At 70.2% G+C, this 19,305-nt stretch carries 11 protein-coding genes and 1 pseudogene; 5 read left to right on the top strand and 7 right to left on the bottom strand.

Annotated features, from left to right (window positions below; translation table 11 throughout):
- The gene (locus ACTWPT_RS03955) at nucleotides 1-1,170 is read right to left on the bottom strand and encodes an SLC13 family permease (protein WP_443175831.1); all 1,170 of its coding nucleotides are present in this window, start codon (nucleotides 1,168-1,170) and stop codon (nucleotides 1-3) included.
- A 58-nt stretch (nucleotides 1,171-1,228) separates the two neighbouring features.
- Between ACTWPT_RS03955 and ACTWPT_RS03950 the strand changes: the two genes are divergently transcribed.
- Nucleotides 1,229-6,799: a TIR domain-containing protein gene (locus tag ACTWPT_RS03950; RefSeq protein ID WP_443175830.1), complete on the top strand. Its 5,571-nt coding sequence runs from the start codon at nucleotides 1,229-1,231 to the stop codon at nucleotides 6,797-6,799.
- A gap of 129 nt (nucleotides 6,800-6,928) precedes the next feature.
- On the top strand, nucleotides 6,929-7,618 hold the full coding sequence (locus ACTWPT_RS03945; protein WP_443175829.1) for a hypothetical protein: 690 nt from the start codon (nucleotides 6,929-6,931) through the stop codon (nucleotides 7,616-7,618).
- A 548-nt stretch (nucleotides 7,619-8,166) separates the two neighbouring features.
- Here the strand turns inward: ACTWPT_RS03945 and coaE are convergent.
- The gene (coaE, locus tag ACTWPT_RS03940; RefSeq protein ID WP_443175828.1) at nucleotides 8,167-8,769 is read right to left on the bottom strand and encodes a dephospho-CoA kinase; all 603 of its coding nucleotides are present in this window, start codon (nucleotides 8,767-8,769) and stop codon (nucleotides 8,167-8,169) included.
- A gap of 48 nt (nucleotides 8,770-8,817) precedes the next feature.
- Here coaE and ACTWPT_RS03935 point away from each other — a divergent pair.
- Nucleotides 8,818-8,958, top strand: a pseudogene (locus ACTWPT_RS03935) (Clp protease N-terminal domain-containing protein); the annotation flags it as partial.
- Nucleotides 8,959-9,391: 433 nt separating this feature from the next.
- On the opposite strand, the gene ACTWPT_RS03930 reads toward ACTWPT_RS03935, so the two are convergent.
- The 5 genes from ACTWPT_RS03930 to polA all read right to left on the bottom strand — a co-directional run bounded on the left by ACTWPT_RS03930 (nucleotide 9,392) and on the right by polA (nucleotide 17,061).
- On the bottom strand, nucleotides 9,392-9,865 hold the full coding sequence (locus ACTWPT_RS03930; protein WP_443175941.1) for a GNAT family N-acetyltransferase: 474 nt from the start codon (nucleotides 9,863-9,865) through the stop codon (nucleotides 9,392-9,394).
- Nucleotides 9,866-9,965: 100 nt separating this feature from the next.
- Nucleotides 9,966-11,099, bottom strand: a complete 1,134-nt coding sequence (locus ACTWPT_RS03925) for an epoxide hydrolase family protein (protein ID WP_443175827.1) — start codon at nucleotides 11,097-11,099, stop codon at nucleotides 9,966-9,968.
- Between the two features lie 228 nt (nucleotides 11,100-11,327).
- On the bottom strand, nucleotides 11,328-12,812 hold the full coding sequence (gene rpsA / locus ACTWPT_RS03920; RefSeq protein WP_443175826.1) for a 30S ribosomal protein S1: 1,485 nt from the start codon (nucleotides 12,810-12,812) through the stop codon (nucleotides 11,328-11,330).
- 193 nt (nucleotides 12,813-13,005) lie between these two features.
- Complete coding sequence (locus ACTWPT_RS03915) at nucleotides 13,006-14,100, bottom strand: polysaccharide deacetylase family protein (RefSeq protein WP_443175825.1); 1,095 nt, start codon at nucleotides 14,098-14,100, stop codon at nucleotides 13,006-13,008.
- Nucleotides 14,101-14,370: 270 nt separating this feature from the next.
- Nucleotides 14,371-17,061, bottom strand: a complete 2,691-nt coding sequence (gene polA, locus ACTWPT_RS03910; protein WP_443175824.1) for a DNA polymerase I — start codon at nucleotides 17,059-17,061, stop codon at nucleotides 14,371-14,373.
- Between the two features lie 104 nt (nucleotides 17,062-17,165).
- On the opposite strand from polA, the gene ACTWPT_RS03905 reads away from it, so the two are divergent.
- Both ACTWPT_RS03905 and ACTWPT_RS03900 read left to right on the top strand, forming a co-directional pair.
- Complete coding sequence (locus ACTWPT_RS03905) at nucleotides 17,166-17,537, top strand: PaaI family thioesterase (RefSeq protein ID WP_443175940.1); 372 nt, start codon at nucleotides 17,166-17,168, stop codon at nucleotides 17,535-17,537.
- A 476-nt stretch (nucleotides 17,538-18,013) separates the two neighbouring features.
- Nucleotides 18,014-19,303: a branched-chain amino acid ABC transporter permease gene (locus ACTWPT_RS03900; RefSeq protein WP_443175823.1), complete on the top strand. Its 1,290-nt coding sequence runs from the start codon at nucleotides 18,014-18,016 to the stop codon at nucleotides 19,301-19,303.
- Nucleotides 19,304-19,305 lie beyond the last annotated feature (2 nt).

Here is a 19,305-nt window from a genome sequence, read left to right as displayed (position 1 = left end):
TCATAACTCGACCAGCGCCCACACCGTGGCGAGCAACCCCACGACGGCCAGCCCGGCGCCGGTGAGCAGGAAGCGCCGCATCGGCACCTTGACGCCGTGCCGGCGGCACGACTCGAACCACAGCAGCGTGGCCAGCGACGCCCAAGGCGTCACGACCGGGCCCACATTGGTCCCGACCAGCAGGGACAACAGGCGGTCCCGCTCGGCGGCCGGGATGACGGTCTCGACCGCCTGGTAGGCGGGCAGATTGTTGATCAGGTTGGACAACCCGGCGCCCACGGCGGCCGTGCGGTAGGGATCGCCCTCGGTGCCGATCATCCACGTCATCAGGTCCGACAGGCCGTTCCTGCTCAGCATGGGCACCACCAGGAACAGCCCGGTCACGAAGATCACCAGCTGCCACGGGAACAGGCTCCACGTCAGGCGCTCGCGGGCGCGCACCAGGAAGGCTCCCAGCACAATCGCGGCGGCCGCGGTGGCGGCGACGGCCACGTGCGCCTCGAGCAGCAGCAGGACGATGAACAGCAGGCACCCGGCCGACGCCGCGCCGAACAACACCCGGTCGGCGACCGGCTCCAGCAGCGGCGGCGTGTAGCGCAGGTCGCGCCGCTCGCCGCGACGCCAGAAGAACACCCACAGGAAGACCATCGTCACGGCGATGGAGACGATCTGGGGCGCCCACATGCGGGCCGCGAACTCCTGCGCGTCGAGGCCGATCTTCTCCATGCCGAGGAGGTTCGTCAGGTTGGACACCGGCAGCAGCAGGCTCGCCGTGTTGGCCAGCCAGATCGTGGTCATCGCCAAGGGAAGGGCGGCGATGCGGGCCTTGGGGGCCAGGGCGAGCATGACCGGGGTGAGGAGCACCGCCGTGGTGTCCAAGTTCAGAAATATCGTGACAAAAGACGCGAAAGCCGCACAAAGAAAGAAAAGGGCGGCGTAATTGCCGCGGCCCAGCACCGCCATCCGTGCCGCGATGGCGTCGAAGACCTGGGCCTCCTTGGTCAGCTCGGCCAGCACGATGACGGCGACCACGAAGATCAGCAGCGGGCCGATGTCATCCAGACTCTCGGCCGCGGCCTCCCAGGGGAGCCACCCGACCGGCACCGAGACCACACCCAGAACGAGCAGCCCGATCCTGATCCAGTCGAGCACCCCAAAACGCCGCCACACCCGTCGATGATCGCACACAGTCTCCAAAACGCCGACGGGGCAAGGGATACTGGGCGGCATGGCACGTGACGGCAGGCGGACCGCGATCTTCGTCAGCTACTCCCCGGCCGACACGGCCTGGGCGACGTGGATCGCCTGGGAGCTCGAAGCGGCGGGCTACAAGACCATGATCCAGGCCTGGGACTTCGTGCCGGGCACCAACTTCATCGACTTCATGGACCGCGGGGTCACTGAGGCGCAGCTGGTCGTGGCGGTGCTCTCGCGTAACTACCTGACCTCCCGGTACGGCCGGATGGAGTGGCAGGCGGCGCTGCGGGCCGACCCCGACAACCCCTCCAACAAGCTCGTCACGATCCGGCTGGAGGACGTCCAGCTGGAGGGCCTGCTGTCCACGATCACCTGGGTCGACCTGCTCGGCGTCACCGACCCAGGGCAGGCCAGGGCTCTGCTGCTGGGCCGGGTCAGGGAGGCGCTGGCGGGCCGGGCCAAGCCCGAGGCGGCGCCGGCGTTCCCCGACGGGTCCGGCGCGCCATTGGCCGCGCCGACGCTGCCGCCGCCCGGCGAGGAGCGGGCCAGGGCGCGCCGCGCGCCGGTCACCGCGCCCAAGTTCCCGCCCGCGGCGAGCTCCGACAGCGGGCGGGAGTCGATCAGCGTGCTGCACATCGGCGGCCCGCGGTTCGGCAGGGCGCTGCCCGACCCGGGCGACCCGTTCACGCCGGAGGACATGCAGGCGCGGATCTGGGCGGATCTGACCGCCATGTACGACCGGGGCATGCCCCGCCCGGATCTGATGGTCGTCAGCGGCGACCTGACCGAGTCCGGCAGCCTGGGGCAGTTCGGGCAGGCGACGCGGTTCGTGACCGACCTGCGGCTGCTGATCGGGCTGGAGCCGCACCGGCTGGTGCTGCTGCCGGGGCCGCGCGACGTCACCAAGGCGGCGGCCAGCGCCTACTTCATGACGTGCGAGGCCGACGACGTAAGCCCGCAGCCTCCTTACTGGCCCAAGTGGCGGCATTACGCGGGGTTGTTCGGCGAGGTGTACCAGGGGCTGGACGACCGGGTGTTCGACGGCGGGCAGCCGTGGACGTTGTTCGAGGTGCCCGACCTGAAAGTGGTCGTGGCGGGGCTCAACTCGACGATGGCGATGAGCCATCTGGAACGGGACGCGTACGCGCTGCTGGGCGAGGCGCAGGCGGCCTGGTTCGCCGAGCGGCTGCGGCCGTACGAGGAGAGCTCCTGGCTGCGGCTCGGCGCGCTCGGGCACCCGCCGGGCGCGCTGCGGGACGCGCCGACGTTCGAGCGGCTGCTCGCGCACCGGCTCAACCTGCTCTTCCACGGCGGATCCCGGGAGGCCGCCGACGGGCGGATCGCCGCGCCGCGGGCCGGGCTGCACCAGGTCTTGGAGATCACCCCGGACGGGCTGCGCACGTGGCGGCCCGACGAGCGCGAGCCCGAGCTCGTGCCGTACAAGTGGCGGGCCGCGCGGGCGACGTTCACCGGCGAGGCCCCGCCCGCCCCGCCGCCCGGACCCAAGCCGGACGAGCGCGAGCCTAGCCCGGTCGAGCTGCTGCTGGACCGGATCACCGAGGTCTGCGAGGCCAGGCACGAGCGGGCCAAGATCCGCAGGTTCGCCGCCCATCTCGTGGTCACCCATCCGGAGGACGGGTTCGTACGCCAGACGATGATCGGCGCGCACGCCGGCGAGGTGACCGCGGAGGCGGCCGACGCCTTCGCCCGGCAGGCTCACGCCACCGGTCTGGCCGCCGAGCTGGTCTACCAGGGTCCGCCGGTCTCGCGCGCGGTCCGCGACGACCTCATGCGCAAAGGGGTGCGGCTGCGCAGCTTCACCGAGTTCCAGGGCCTGCTCGACCTGACCGGATACGTCACCGACCAGACGGCCAGGCTGACCACCGACCGCCGCTACCCGCCCGGCCTGTACGTGCCGCAGCGCTACCGCGAGCTGGACCGGCCGGGCAGCCAGGTCAGGCACGGGCTGACCGACGAGCTGATGCGCCTGCTGGCCACCGACCACGGCAGGTTCCTGCTGTTGCTCGGCGACTTCGGGCACGGCAAGACGTTCGCGCTGCGCGAGCTCGCCCGCCGCATCCCCGCCGAGCTGCCGCACCTGACGCCGATCCTCATCGAGCTACGTGCGCTGGACAAGGCGCATTCGGTGGACGCACTCGTGGCGGCCCACCTGGCCAACCACGGCGAGGAGTTCATCGACCTCAAGGCGTTCCGCTACCTGCTTCGGCAGGGACGGATCGTGCTGCTGTTCGACGGGTTCGACGAGCTGGTGAACCGGCTGACCTACGACCGGGCGGCCGACCACCTGGCCACGCTGCTGTCGGCGGCCGAGGACAAGGCGAAGATCGTGGTGGCCAGCCGTACCCAGCACTTCAAGTCGAACAGCCAGGTGCTGACCTCGCTCGGCGAGATGGTCGGGGTGCTGCCGCAGCGGCGGGTGCTCAGCGTCGAGGACTTCACGCCCGACCAGATCCGCTCCTACCTGGACAACAGGTTCGACGACGCCGCCGAGTCCAGGGCCCGCATGTCGCTGATGGGCGAGATCAAGGACCTGCTGGCGCTCGCGCAGAACCCGCGGATGCTGAGCTTCATCGCCGACCTCGACGCCGACCGGCTGCGTACGGTGGCCGGCGCCCGCCACACGCTCAGCCCCGCGCTGCTGTACCAGGAGATCCTCGGCTCATGGCTGGCGTTCGAGGAGCGGCGGGCCAGGGTTCCCGGCTCGGCGACGGCGCTGAGCGTCGAGGAGCTGCGGCGGGCCGTGACCGCGCTGGCGCTGCGGCTATGGGAGTCCGGGGAGTCGCTGCTGGGCTTGGACGAGCTGACCGAGATCGGCGAGACGCTGACCGACCTGGCCGGCGGGCAGCTGTCGGCCGCGCACGCCGCGCACGCGATGGGCTCGGGCAGCCTGCTGGTGCGGACCGAGGAGGGCATGTTCGGGTTCATCCACGCGTCGGTAATGGAGTGGCTGATCGCCCGGCACATCGCCGTGGACGACGTCACGCTGCTGTCCCGCAGGCCGCTGTCGGCGCTCACGGTGGAGTTCCTGTGCGACCTGGCCGACATGCGGGTGCTGCGGGCGTGGGTGGCGGATCCGCCCGGCGACGACGTGTCCAGGGCGAACGCCGTCAAGATCGCGGCCAGGCTGCGCACCCCTGCCCGCGCCGACCTGCGCGGCGCGAACCTCAAGGGCGAGGACCTGTCGGCCAGGGACTTGCGAGAGGTCGACCTGACCGGCGCGGACCTGTCGGAGGCGACGCTGGCGGGCACGAACCTGTCCAGGGCCGTCCTGCGTGACGCCAAGCTGGTGGGGGCGCGGTTGGACGGCGCCGCGCTGACCGGGGCCGACCTGACCGGCGCGGATCTGTCGGGGGCGCGGCTGGCGCAGGTGGACCTGAGCGACGCGGCCGTGGAGGGCGCCCGCTGGCACCGCGCCTCGCTCATCAACGTGACCGGGACGCTGCCGCGCCTGCCCGGCGCGGCGGTGGTGCCCGGGCAGCCGGTGGAGGTGGAGTTCGCGCCGGCCGCGATCGGCGTCCCGTACGGCTACCACTTCCAGACCAGCCGCCTGCCCGAGCCGATCGCCTACAGTCCCGACGGCGCCACGATCGCGATCGGCAACGAGGACGGCAGCGTGCTGCTGTGCGCCGGCGGCGCACCCGTGCGTACGCTGCAGGGGCATCGTGGCCGCGTCTATGCGGTCACGTTCGTGGGCGACCTGCTGGCCACGGGTGCCAGCGACGGCGTCGTGCTGCTGCGTGACGCCCTTACCGGTGAGCTGCGGCACACGCTGACGGGCCACGCCGACGGCGTCTGGCCGCTGCGCCTGAGCCCCGCGGGCGACCTGGTCGCGGCCGGCGGCGGGGACGGCGTCGTGCGTGTGTGGGAGACCGCCACGGGGCGGCTGGTCCACGAGCTGGACGGACACCAGGCGCCGATCTACACGGCGGCGTTCATCCATGGGGCGCTGGTGACAGGCGACGCCGCAGCTGTGGTGCGGGTTTGGGACCTGGCCTCCGGGCGGATGACGCGCACGCTCGACGGCCACCGCGGCAAGGTCTACCGCGTGGTGGCCGACCCCGACGGCCGTCTGCTGGTCACCGGCGACGAGGCAGGCGCGCTCAGGGTGTGGGACACCTCCGGCTGGGACCTGCTGCACACGCTGACCGGTCACCAGGGCAGCGTCTACTGCGTGGCGTTCTCGCCCGACGGCTCGCTGCTGGCCTCCGGCGACACGGCCTGCAGCGTCCGCCTGTGGGACCCGGTGGGCGGTGTGGCCCGCGGGGTGCTCACCACGCATCCGGCGTTCGTCTACCACGTCGCGTTCAGCCCGGACGGCCGTACCGTGGCCAGCGGCGACTCCAGCGGCGTGATCAGGTTGCAGCAGGTGGACGGCGGGCAGCGGGTGGAGTTGTCCGGGCACCGCAGCTCGGTCTGGCCGTTCGCGTACCGTCCTGACGGGCGTCAGCTCGTCACCAGCAGCAACGACGGCACGGTGCGGCTGTGGGACCCGGACACGGGCAAGTGCCAGCGGGTGCTGCGCGGGCACGGGCGGCGGATCTCGTCGGTCCGCTTCAGCGCCGACGGCTCGATGCTGGCGACCAGCGGCAACGACGGCGTCGTCCGCGTGTGGGAGCCGCGTACGGGGCGGCGGCTGAGGGAGTTCACCGGCACCTCCGACCGGCTGATCTCCGCGGTGTTCTCCCCCGCCGAGCCGCTGCTGGCCACCTCCAGCAACGACGGCGGCGTGCACCTCTGGAACGCCACGACCGGCGACTACGCGCGCGAGCTCAACGCCGAGACCGACCACGTCTGGGCCGAGGCGTTCAGCCCCGACGGCAACATGCTGGCCACGGCCAACGACGACGACAGCGTCAAGATCTGGAACCGGCCGACCGGGCGGCTGGCGGTCCACCTGATGGACCACCGCGGGCGGGTGCGCTCGATCGCGTTCAGCCCGGACGGCGTGTACGTGGCCACAGCCTGCGACGACAAGCTCGTCCGCATCTGGCACGTGGCCTCGGGCGGTCGGGTGGCGACCCTCGAGGGGCACACCGACCGGGTGTACTCGGTGGCCTTCTCCCCCACCGGGCGCCATCTGGCCAGCGCCGGCAACGACGGCCGGGCCATGGTGTGGGAGCTGCGGCCCGGCCAGCCCTGGCAGCCGCGGCTGACGCACACGCTCGACGGGCACGACGGGCGGCTGTGGAGCGTGGCGTTCAACGCCACGGGCGACCGCCTGGCCACGGGGGGCGACGACCTGATGGTGCGGGTGTGGGACACCGCCGCCGGGCGGCTGCTGCACGAGCTGGCCGGGCACGCCCGGCGCGTGTGGTCGGTCGCCTTCAGCCCCACCTCCGATCTGCTGGCGAGCGCGGGCGACGACGGCGTGGTGATCCTCTGGAAAGGAGGCGAGCGGCAGGCGACGCTGCTCGGGCTGCCCGAGGGGTGGGCGGCGCTGGCGCCCGACGGCCGCTACAAGATCCATGGGGCGCCGGCCGGGCAGTTCTGGCACGTCATCGGGATGTCGCGGTTCGAGCTGGGCGAGCTGGACCCGTACCTGACGGCGGTGCGGCAGGTCCCGCTCGACTCACCCTTCTGACGTGCCGGCCGAATGGGCACGAGGTCCCGGGACAGTGGCGACTGTGGCAAGATCCATGTCCAGATCGTTTCGGTGGCGCCGAGCATCGCGAAGGGGATCACGCATGGCTACCTGCCGGAAGCTGCGCTCGTGACTGGTGAGCGGGACTCCGAGCCCGGGTCTGTGGTCGCCGAGCCGAACTTAGCGCCCTGGCCGGCCGTGACCGGTGAGCGGGACCCCGCGGGCCGATCGCGGGCTGTCAAGATCGCAGTCGTGCTGGCCGGCGTGGTCAACCTGGTCGCGGCGGGGATCCTGATCGGGATCCCCGGGATCAGGACGACGCTGGACAGCGTTCCCACCCCGGCCGGCGATCGCGCCACACCTCCCGCGGCGGCCCTCAGCCGCAGTCCCGCCGCCACCCCCGCCCCGACCTCCGGCCTCCCCGACGCGGGCACCCGGATCTCCAGCAGCCCGGCCCCCGCCGCCCCGCCCTCCACCACCGCCCCGGCCTCCACGGGGGCCACGGCCTCCGGCCTCCCGGACACGCCCGGCGCCGTCCAGCCGCAGGGGGCGCGTACGACGACAAGAACCCGTGAAGCACGGCCGCGCTCGATCCGCCCGCGAGCGGTCCGCCCCAAGAAGTCGGTCGTGACCCGGCACACGGCCGAGGTGGTCGTGAGCAGTTCTACGACCCCGTCTGCCACCCTGACCACCGAACCGGCGACCTCCCCGTCCGCGCCGGCCGCTCAGCGCCGCTCGGGGCAACTGTCCGGCCAGGCCTCGGCCCAGGCTCAGGAGCAGCAAGCCGACCCCGGGACGGACGGGACCGCCTCCGACTAGGGCGCGCATCAGAGGTCCGCGAGCTGGGAGATCACACTGCGGATCGCGGTCACTCGTTCGGGTAGCGGCCCGGCGGGGACGTCGATGAGGTGATAGCCGAATGCGCGGTAGGTCTGCTCGTGGAGGCGTTCGAACGTCAGGGAGTCTTCGAAGCTCCGGCACCGGGGGTGCCGGTGAGGATGTAGCGCTTCATCGTCGTCTGATCGCCTTTCTGAACAAGCCGGAATGATCTTGCTCGTGAGCGCGCGCGGACGCGATCGGGTAGATCACCTGGGACCTGTCGGTGGATTCCACGAGCGTCCGCGCGCGCCGGAACGCGGTCGGGGCGCGGTCGGGGCGCGGTCGGGGCGCGGTCGGGGCGCGGTCGGGGCGCGGTCGGGGCGCGCGAGAAAGAGGGACGAGCGAAGGAAGAAAACCGGCGGAATCGCCACCGAGCCCCGCCGACGCTGGGAGTCAGTCCATCCCAGGGCGGGTTGACCACGAAGATACACCTGGCCGTCGAGCAAGGCCAGAAACCGGGCTCGAACCCGATCGCCGGCGATCCCCGGTCAGCCGCGGGCGGCGCGCCGGCGCAGGTCCTCCCACACCTCGCTCACCCGCACGTCCAGCTCCTCCAGCCGGCCCTCGTTCGAGACCACGATGTCCGCGACGGCCAGCCGCTCCTCCCGGCTCGCCTGCGCCGCGATGCGGGCCCTGGCGTCGGCCTCCGCCATCCCCCGGTGCTCGGCCAGCCGCCTGATCCGTACGTCGTCGGCCGCGTCCACCACGATGACCACGTCGTACATCGGGGCCAGATTGTTCTCGGCCAGCAGCGGCACGTCGTACACGACGATCGCGTCATCGTCCGCCGCGCCCTGCAGCTGCGCCACCCGCTCCCCCACCAGCGGATGGACGATCGCGTTGAGCGTCGCCAGCCGCTCCGAGTCGGCGAAGACGATCGACCCCAGCTTCTCCCGGTTGAGCGAGCCGTCGGGATGGAGCACCTCGTCCCCGAACGCGGCCACCACCCGCGCCAGGCCAGCCGTGCCGGGCTCGACCACCTCGCGCGCGATCTTGTCGGCGTCGATCACGACGGCGCCCCTGGCCGCGAGCCGCTTGGACACCTCGCTCTTGCCCGAACCGATGCCTCCGGTGAGCCCAATCTTCAACACCGGAAGAGCCTATCCACCATCGTGGCGTACGGGGTCATCATCGAAAGTATGACCACCACGATCGTAGAGGCCGCGCACGACCAGGCCACGGCCGTCGGCGACGACTGGGTGGGGCCACAGCACATCGTGCTGGCCCTGCTGGCCCGCGACTCGATCGCCGCCCGCGTGCTCGCCGACGCCGGGCTCGACCGGGCGCGGGCGCTGGAGTGCCTGCCGCGCCGCCGCACGAGGCCCGGACACGGCGCGGGCGGCTTCGCCAACCCCGCCTTCCACAAGCTGTACGGCATCGCCACCGGCCTGGCGCTGGCCGCCGGGGACCGGAGCCCGGCACCCGAGCACTGGCTGCTCGCGCTGGCGTACGAGGCGCAGAACAGGGAGGCGACACCGCTGCACATGTTCGGCCTTGACCCGGCACGGGTGGTCGAGGCGCTGCGCGGGCGCGGTGTCCGAGTGCCGCCGCTCGACCCGCCGGTTTACGTACCCTGGCGGGGCCGGCACCAGATCGTCGTGCCCGCGTCCAGGCTCCAGCAGGTGCTCGACCGGCTCAACGCCGAGCATCCGGCGGGCTCGGAGTGGCGGTGGGGCTGGAACTGGGTCGACGACGACATGGGCCGTGCCATGATCATTGCTGAGGAGGGGATCGATCTGGCCGCGGCCTCCGGAGGTGAACCATCGTCAGATGATCGTCCATCCGCTCACGATGCGTCTCCCGGTAGCCCAGACGGCGGTAGAGCCGCAGATTGACCTCCGACAGGTGCCCGGTGAACAGGTCGAACGCCGCGGCCTCCGGCACCTCTTCGTGCAGCGCGGTCAGCAGGGCCGTGCCCAGCCCCTCGCCCTGCCGGTCGGGGGCGACGACAAGGCGACCGACCAGGCAGGTGGTGCCGGACACCTGCCCGCGTACGGCGCCGACGATCCGGCCGGCGTCGAGCGCCTTGAGCACGACGGCGGTCTCGATGACCTTGCGCAGCTGCTCCAGCGACTCGACGAGCGGCAGGATGAACGGATCTCCGTAGAGCTGGGCCTCGCTCACGTACGCCGCCCGCTGCACGGTGAGGATCTCCCCCGCGTCCGCCGCCACCGCTCGTTCGATCATCACGCGCAGCACCCTATCCGGTCGGCACCCTATCCGGTCGGGCGTCGCCGCGGCGGGCATGTCGGCCAGGCAAACCCCAAGAGAGTCGAGCACGCCCCGGTTACCCAATAATTCGGAAAAATGCGCGAATGCCCTCTACCAGCGAGTCCGGTGACGCCATCGCCACCATGTGGCTGGGGGCATGAGCCTCGCCCCAGTACACGATGTCGTTCTTGCGCTCGGCGATCCGCCGCAGCAGCGCCGGCCCGCCGTGTGTCGTCCCCGTCGGCACCACGGTCTGGTCGATGGGCATGCCGGCCGCCCCCTCGTAGTACGTCCACGACGACGAGCCGCCGGTCGCCGTCAGCCAGTACAGACTGGCGTTCGTCAGCACCAGGTCGCGATCGATGGGCTCGGCCTCCGATCCCCATCCGTCGAACTCCTTGAACCGCTCGACCAGATAGGCCAGCTGCGCCACCGGCGAGTCCGCGAACCCGTAGGCGAGCGTCTGCGGCCGGGCGGCGAGATAGGGCCCATAGCCGCTGCCGCCGGTCATCCAAGCGGTCAGCTCCTTCATCTCGGCCAGCTCCTCCTCGCTCATCCCCTCCATCTCGGCGGGGTCGCCGGTAGGGATTCCGAGTCCGGCCGTGATGACCGCGCCGGCCACGTGCTCGCGGTCCAGCACGGCCAGTTGCGGCGTCACCAGCGCTCCGGCGTCGTTGCCTTGCGCGCCGTACCGGTCGTACCCGAGCCTGCGCATGAGCTCGGCCCACGTGCGCGCCACTCGCTCGATGCTCCATGGCCGCTCGTCGGCGGGCTCGGGGAAGGGTGAGAACGCGAACCCGGGCAGCGACGGCGCCACGACGTGGAAGGCCGTGTCGGGGTCGAGCCCGTGGGCGCGCGGGTCGGCGAGCGGCCCGATGACGTCGAGGAGCTCGGCGACGGAGTTCGGCCAGCTGTGCGTGATGATCAGCGGCAGCGCGTCCGGCTCCGGGGAGCGCACGTGCATGAAGTGGATCGTCTGCCCATCGATCTCGGTGGTGAACTGCTGGAAGGCGTTCAGCCTGGCCTCCTGGGCCCGCCAGTCGAACCCGCGGGCCCAGTATGCGGCCAGCTCGCGCAGGTACTCCACCGGCACGCCCCTGCTCCACCCGCCCGGCAGCTGCCCGGCCCATCTGGTCCGCCCCAGCCGCTCCTTCAGGTCCTCGAGGTCGGCCTGCGGGATATCGATGCGGAAACGCTTGATCTCGTCCATGCGCACGACGCTAGGACCAAAAGCGGCAAGGGCCCTTCCGCGTTTCCCCGTCATATCGCCACTCACGCATGGCACGGCGGCGCCCCGGTGCACGACGCCAGGAGGCGAGCGCACCGAAGGCGCCGCCCCTGACGCCGAACCACGGGGATCCCCACACCGCCACTGCAGGAGCACGCAAAAGGCCCCGCACGGCGAACCGTGCGGGGCCTTCAGGAAGGCCGGGATGCCTTAGCTCTGGCCGCCCGCGAGCTTCTCGCGAAGGGCCGCAAGCGCCTCGTCAGAGGCGAGCGCGCCGCTGGCGGGAGCCGCCGACGTGGTGCCGCCCTGCTGGGGCTGCGTCTCGCCGCTGTAGGACGAAGGAGCAGCCTCGCCCGCCTCGGCCTCGGCCTTGCGGGCCTCCTCGATCTGCTTCTTGTGAGCCTCGAAGCGCTGCTGGGCCTCGGCGTACTGCCGCTCCCACTCCTCACGCTGCTTGTCGAAGCCCTCGAGCCACTCCCCGGTCTCCGGGTCGAAGCCCTCGGGGTAGATGTAGTTGCCCTGGTCGTCGTAGGTGGCCGCCATGCCGTAGAGCGTCGGGTCGAACTCGACCTCGGTGCCCACGCCTTCGTTGGCCTGCTTCAGCGAGAGGCTGATGCGACGACGGTCGAGGTCGATGTCGATGATCTTCACGAAGATCTCGTCGCCGACCTGGACAACCTGCTCCGGGATCTCCACGTGGCGCTCGGCCAGCTCGGAGATGTGGACCAGGCCCTCGATGCCCTCCTCGACCCGGACGAACGCGCCGAACGGCACCAGCTTGGTGACGCGGCCCGGCACGACCTGGCCGATCTGGTGGGTGCGGGCGAACTGCTGCCACGGGTCTTCCTGGGTCGCCTTCAGCGACAGGGAGACGCGCTCGCGCTCCATGTCGACGTCGAGGACCTCGACCGTGACCTCCTGGCCGACCTCGACGACCTCGGACGGGTGGTCGATGTGCTTCCAGGACAGCTCGGACACGTGGACCAGGCCGTCGACCCCACCGAGGTCGACGAAGGCGCCGAAGTTGACGATCGAGGAGACGACGCCCTTGCGGACCTGACCCTTCTGGAGGGTGTTGAGGAACGTCTGGCGAACCTCGGACTGCGTCTGCTCGAGCCAGGCGCGGCGCGACAGGACCACGTTGTTGCGGTTCTTGTCGAGCTCTATGATCTTGGCCTCGAGCTCGCGGCCGACGTACGGCTGCAGGTCGCGGACGCGGCGCATCTCGACCAGGGACGCCGGCAGGAAGCCCCGCAGCCCGATGTCGAGGATGAGACCGCCCTTGACGACCTCGATGACGGTGCCGGTGACGATGCCGTCCTCGTCCTTGATCTTCTCGATCGTGCCCCAGGCGCGCTCGTACTGGGCGCGCTTCTTGGACAGGATCAGCCGGCCCTCCTTGTCCTCCTTCTGGAGAACTAGGGCCTCGACATGTTCGCCGACCTCCACGACGTCAGCCGGATCGACATCGTGCTTGATCGAAAGCTCGCGCGAGGGGATGACACCCTCGGTCTTGTAGCCGATATCGAGAAGGACCTCGTCTCGATCGACCTTGACGACGGTGCCCTCAACAATGTCACCGTCGTTGAAGTACTTGATGGTCTCGTCGATCGCGGCGAGGAAGGCTTCCTCGGACCCGATGTCGTTGACCGCTACCTGCGGGGTGCTCGAGGTGGCCTCAGTGCTGGACGTCATGTGTGGAATTGCTCCGAACGCGGACAGGATGTCGATGTGGCGGATGCGCGGCAGGCCCTCTTCCGCATCAAGCCGAGTGAATTACGACATCGACGTGACCGAGCGCGAGCCCGCTCCGTCTGAGGCGCGCGCGAGCCCACAGCGCAGCGATCAGCATATGAGACCTGGCGCACGGGGTCAATCCGGGGAGCGGTCAATACGCGATGACCTGGAGCCCTCGCTTGGCGCCGATATTACCCCGAAGTTCCCCTGGCATAGAGATCCGGTCGGGGTCTCCGTCGGAGACATAGCGCTCCCCAGGGTGCCTATCCAGCCATTCCAGCCAGTATTGCGAGCACCACTTGCGGCACTCGCCTGTCTTGCCGTTGCTCTGGATGCGCTGGATCGCCCCTCGGTCGAATTTTTTCGCGTAGGGCGAAACCGACGGCTCGGCTCCCGCGAGGAACACGCCGGCGAAATCATACCGTGTGCCGTCCCAAGATCCGGTCCGAGCCGCCTTCTTGTCCCCGGGTAACGCCCCGTACGGCAGCGCCATGGTCTTGGCCGGCGGCGCGCCGAGCTTCTTGAGCAGCCGCTCGAGCCGGACGATCTGCTCGCGGACCCGCTTCCTCTTGAGCGCGCGCAGGTTGGTGTGGCCCCAGGTGTGGTTGGCCACCTCGTAGCCGTGTTCGACCAGCCACCGTATGGCGGCCGCCTGGGAGGCGTGGTCACGCAGCCCGAACGGCTCCTTGTTGATCCAGAACGTGGCGACCGGCCGGAATCCCGGATATCGGGCCGCCACGTCCTGGATCACCGCCACGGCCGTGCCGGGAGCGGGGTTGCCGGTCCCGTCCAACGCGAAGTGGCTGGGATGCCCGTCGTCGAACGTCAGCACCACCGGGAACTTGCCCGCCGGCACGTGGATGTCGCCGGTGGCGAACTCGGTGGCGGTGACCGGCACGTAGCCCTTCTTCGCCAGCTTCTCCAGCTCCGTCCTGAGTTGGTCGGGCGTCCGGTCGAGGGAGGCCTTCCGCTTGCGGAGGATCCGGTGGTACATGAGGACCGGCACCAGTCCTAACTCGTTGGCGCCGACCTGCCTGGCGAACTCGGGGGTGGCCACCACCCCGGGCGGCTGGCCGACCGGGGTCGGGTTGAGTGGCGGGACGGTCTCCTGCGCCTTGGCCGCGACCTGCGGCTTGGCGTGCGGCCGGTCCTCCGCCGGCATGAGGCTCAGCCCGGTGATCGCCACGGAGACCACGACGACGTTCGCGATGCCGATGATCCGCGTGAGGGACGCTGAGATCCGCACAGAACTCCCGTGCCGCTCGGGGAAAAGTCACTTCAGGGTAGTGCAGATGGCCCTGGGGCCAGGCCCTCGCGAACGGCCGGGGCGGGTCAGGTACGGGCGCCGTGAGGCCGGCCCGCAGACGGCCGGGCGGGAAGGTCAGGTGCCGGCGCCGTGGGGCCGGCCCACAGGCGGCCGGGCGGGAAGGTCAGGTGCCGGCGCCGTGGGGCCGGCCCACAGGCGGCCGGGCGGGAGGGTCAGGTGCCCGGCGCCGTGGGCAGGCCACACGGGAGGTCAGTGGCCGGCGTCCTCCCAGGTGCGCCCGACGCCCACCGAGACCTCCAGCGGCACTCTCAGCCGGTAGGCGGCGTTCATCTGGTCGCGCACGAGCTGTGTGAGCTGCTCCAGCTCCCCTGGCGCCACCTCGAACACGAGCTCGTCGTGGACCTGCAGCAACATCCTGGAAGCCAGCTGCTCCTCGCGGATCGCCTGGTGCACGTGGAGCATGGCGACCTTGATGATGTCGGCGGCCGAGCCCTGGATGGGGGCGTTGAGCGCCATCCGCTCGGCCATCTCGCGGCGCTGGCGGTTGTCGCTGGTGAGGTCGGGCAGGTAGCGGCGGCGGCCCATGATCGTCTCGGTGTAGCCGTCGGTGCGCGCCTGGGCGACGATCGCGTGCAGGAAGTCGCGTACGCCGCCGAACTCCTGGAAGTATTCCTCCTTCAGCGCCCGCGCCTCGGCCACCGGGATGTTGAGCTGCCCGGCCAGCCCGAAGTCGGACAGCCCGTAGGCCAGGCCGTAGTTCATGGCCTTGATGCGGGCCCGCAGGTCGCCGTCGATCTGCTCCGGCGGCAGGTCGAACACGCGGGCCGCGGTGGCCTGATGGAAGTCGTGCCCCGACTCGAAGGAGGCGATCAGCGACTCGTCACCGGACAAGTGGGCCATGATGCGCAGCTCGATCTGGCTGTAGTCGGCCGTCAGCAGCGTCTCGTAGCCCTCGCCGACCACGAAGCCCTGCCGGATGCGGCGGCCCTCGGCGGTGCGGATCGGGATGTTCTGCAGGTTGGGCTTCTCCGAGGAGAGCCGGCCGGTGGCGGCGATGATCTGGTTGAACGTGGTGTGGATGCGCCCGTCGTCGCCGACCTCCTTGATCAGCCCTTCGACCGTGGTGCGCAGCTTCTGCTGGTCGCGGTGGCGCAGCATGATCGTGGGCAGCTCGTGGTCGGTCTGGGTGGCGAGCCAGGCGAGCTGGTCGGCGTCGGTGCTGTAGCCGGTCTTGATCTTCTTCGTCTTGGGCAGGTTGAGCTTGACGAAGAGGATCTCCTGCAGCTGCTTGGGCGAGCCCAGGTTGAACTGCTCGCCTACGGCGCGGTGCGCCTCCTCCACCGCGTGCTTGACCGCGGCGCCGAACTCGGCCTCCAGGCCGGCGAAGTATTCGCTGTCGACGGCGATGCCGGCGTGCTCCATCTCGGCCAGCACGCTCAGCAGCGGCAGCTCCACCTCGCCGAGCAGGTGGGTGCCGCCGCGCCCGGCGAGGAAGCGCTCCAGGGCTTCGGCCAGCTCGCTCACGGCGTGGGCGCGCAGCGCGAGGTCCTTGGCGGGGGCGTCCTCGTCGTCGCCGAACAGCGCGGCCTGTCCGGTGGACTCCTCCTCCGCCCGCAGGTCGCGGTTGAGGTAGCGGCGGGCCAGGTCCTCCAGCGCGAACGTGCGCTGCCCCGGCATCGCCAGATAGGCGGCCAGGGCGGTGTCGCAGCTGAGGCCGCGCAGCTCCATGCCCTGCGCCCAGAGGGCCAGGATGGGCCCCTTGGCGTCGTGGACGGCCTTGGGCTTGGTCTCGTCGGCCAGCCAGTCCCGCAGGGCCGCCTCGTCGGCCTCGGTGAGCTTGACGAGGTCGATGTGGGCGGCGGTGCCGGCGGGCGAGGCGATGGCGATGGCGTCGATGCGGCCGGTGCCGCTGCCGTAGACGCCCTTGACGGCGAGCCCGGCGCGGCCCTCGGGCAGCGCGGCCAGCCAGCCGGCCACGCGGTCGGGGCCGAGCAGCACGGTCTCGACCTCGAAGCCCTGGTCGGGCTCCTGCTCACCGGTGCCGAGCACCTTGAACACGCGCTCCCGCAGCTCGCCGCGGATCTGCAGGGTGTCGAACAGCTTGTTGATTTCCTCGCGCTCCCAGGTGCCCTGCTTGAGGTCCTCGAGCTCGGCCTCCAGCGGGACGTCGCGCAGCAGCTCGGTGAGCCGCCGGTTCATCAGCACCTGGGCGACGTGCTCGCGCAGCTTGTCGCCGACCTTGCCCTTGACCTCGTCGACGCGGTCGACGAGGGCGGTCAGCGAGCCGAACTCGCGCACCCACTTGGCCGCGGTCTTCTCCCCCACGCTGGGGATGCTCAGCAGGTTGTCGCTGGGGTCGCCGCGCAAGGCGGCGAAGTCCGGGTATTGCACCGGGGTCAGGCCGTATTTCTCCTCGACCGCCTCGGGCGTGAACCTGGTCATGTCGCTGATGCCACGCCGGGTCATCAGGACGGTGACGTGGCCGTCGACCAGCTGCAGCGCGTCGCGATCACCGGTGACGATGAGGACGTCCATGCCCTGCGCGGAGGCGCGGGTGGCGAGCGTGGCGATGAGGTCGTCGGCCTCGAACCCGGCTTTGGACAGGCGCGGGATGCGCAGCGTGTCGAGCAGCTCGAAGATGAGCTGCATCTGGCCGCGGAAGTCCTCGGGCGTCTCGCTCCTGTTGGCCTTGTATTCGGAGTATTCCTCGTGGCGGAACGTCGGCTCCGACCTGTCGAAGGCCACCGCCACATGGGTCGGCTGCTCGTCGCGCAGGACGTTGGTCAGCATCGAGGTGAACCCGTAGACCGCCTCGGTGTGCTGACCGTCGGTGGTCATGAGGTTGGCGTCCTTGAGCGCGAAAAAGGCGCGGTAGGCCAGCGAATGCCCGTCGAGCAGCAACAGGCACGGGCGGTTGGGGGTCACTTCACTCTTTGGCACACCCGCAGCCTAGTCTGCGACTGCGACAGAAAACCTGAGCTCGGAAGAGTGGAGACGTCCCTTTGACGCAGACCAACCCCCAGGACCTCCTTGTGCTGAGCGGCATGCACGACGGCACACTGGCCCAGCGCATGGGGATCGAGTTCCTCGAAGCCGGCCCTGAGCGGGTCGTGGGCCGGATGCCGGTCACGGGCAACACGCAGCCGTACGGGCTGCTGCACGGCGGCGCCTCGGCGGTGCTCGCCGAGACTCTGGGCTCGGTGGCCGCGGCCATCCATGCCGGCCCTGACCGTCTCGCGTTGGGCATCGAGATCAACGCGACGCACCACCGCGCGGCGTCGTCGGGGTATGTCACGGGCGTCGCGACCAGATTGCACGGCGGTCGCACGTTGGCGACGTACGACATCGAGATCACCGATGAGCAGGGACGACGCGTCTGCACCTCCCGTCTCACATGCATGTTGCGCGACCGCTGACCCTTCGGTCACTTCGGTGGATCCTTTGCGCAGCGCCCCCGCGGGTCGCTACGGTTGTGTGGACGGGCGAGCCTGCGGGGAGGCCCAGTAGATAACGTGTACCGGCCCGCGCCTGCGGGGATGCTCCCGTGAGCCCGCGCGGAGGCCCAGTGGATAATGTGTTGGCTTCGCGCAAGCGGGATGTTCCGCCCTACACGGCCCCAAAGGCCACCCCGTGGGCTCGTCCATGTTTTCGTAAAATCATTGCTGATCTGTCTCTGCCAAGCGCCAGGCGTCTACCCCGATGTAGCCCCTGACCTGGCGTGTTGTTTCCTCACATGAGTGACACACAGTTGTCACTAATTGGTGACGACCGATACTGAACCGGGCGTCACCGGATTAGGCTCCCGCCATTGCATCCCAGTTGTGCCTGCGATGCGCGCGTGTCGAGATGGAGGGGCACAACCCCGCCTTGACCTAACTTTGAGGGAGCACCATTGCGCAGAGCCGTGATCGCGTTCACGGCCTTCCTGGGTGGACTCGTCATCCTGCTGGCAGGACCCGCCCATGCGGGTCCCGCCGATTGCCAGGGACTGAGGGGAACACTCAAACTCCAAGGCCAGCCAGTGAACGGCGCCAAAATTGCCGTGACCACCGAGAGCGGACAACCCGTCCAGGAGGTCACAAGCAACGCGCAAGGCGCGTGGGACGTTCAGATCGACAAACCAGGCAAGTACAAGGTCACCCTGGATGTCGGCAGCCTTCCACAGAACGCCGCGGTGCGTGGCGGCACCAATGTCCGCACCCCGACCGTCTACGAGGGCAACTGCTCGACGGTCTTGTTCGCGCTCCAGCCCAAGGGCGCCCCGGGCCAGCCACAGGAGGACACCAGCGGGCAGACCACCTTCTGGGGGCAGGCCGCCCAACTGGCCTTCGAGGGGCTCAACCTCGGCCTGATCATCGCCCTGGCGGCGCTCGGACTTTCACTCATCTACGGCACGACCGGCCTGACCAACTTCGCCCACGGGGAGCTGGTCACGCTAGGCGCGATTCTGGCCTATGCCTTCAACGCGGGTATGGGGTTGCATCTCATCCCCGCCGCGGCGATCGCTGTCGTGGTCGCCGCCATACTCGGCTATCTGCAGGACCGCCTGTTCTGGGGCCAGCTCCGCAGGCGCGGCACCGGCACCATCGCCATGATGATCATCTCGATCGGCGTGGCGCTCTTCCTGCGCTACGTGTTCCTGATCTTCTTCGGCGCTCAGAACGAGTCCTTCGCCCAGTACACCGGCCAGCCCGGCATTGAGGTCGGCCCCATCTCGGCCGCCCCCAAGAACTTCATCGCCATGGGCATCGAGCTCGCGGTCCTGATCATCGTCGGTATCGCGCTGCTGCGCACCCGCACCGGCAAGGCGGCGCGCGCCGTGGCCGACAACCCCGCGCTCGCGGCCTCGTCCGGCATCAACGTCGACCGGGTCATCCGGATCATCTGGACCGTGGGCGGCGCCATCGCCGCGCTGGCGGGCATCATGCTCGGCCTGTCGCAGAACCTGAAATACACCATGGGCCAGGACATCCTGCTGCTCATCTTCGCCGGTGTGACGCTCGGGGGGCTCGGCACCGCGTTCGGCGCGCTGGTGGGCTCGCTCGTGGTCGGCCTGTTCATCCAGGTCTCCGTGCTGTGGGTGCCACCGGAGCTCAAGTCCGTCGGCGCGCTCGTCGTACTCATCATCGTGCTCCTCGTCCGGCCGCAGGGCATCCTGGGCCGCCGCGAGCGGATCGGCTGATC

The sequence above is a fragment of the Nonomuraea sp. 3N208 genome, assembly GCF_052245935.1.
Lineage (GTDB): Bacteria > Actinomycetota > Actinomycetes > Streptosporangiales > Streptosporangiaceae > Nonomuraea.
The sequence above is the reverse complement of the archived record's forward strand: the minus strand, read 5'-3'. Positions and strand labels throughout refer to the sequence as shown.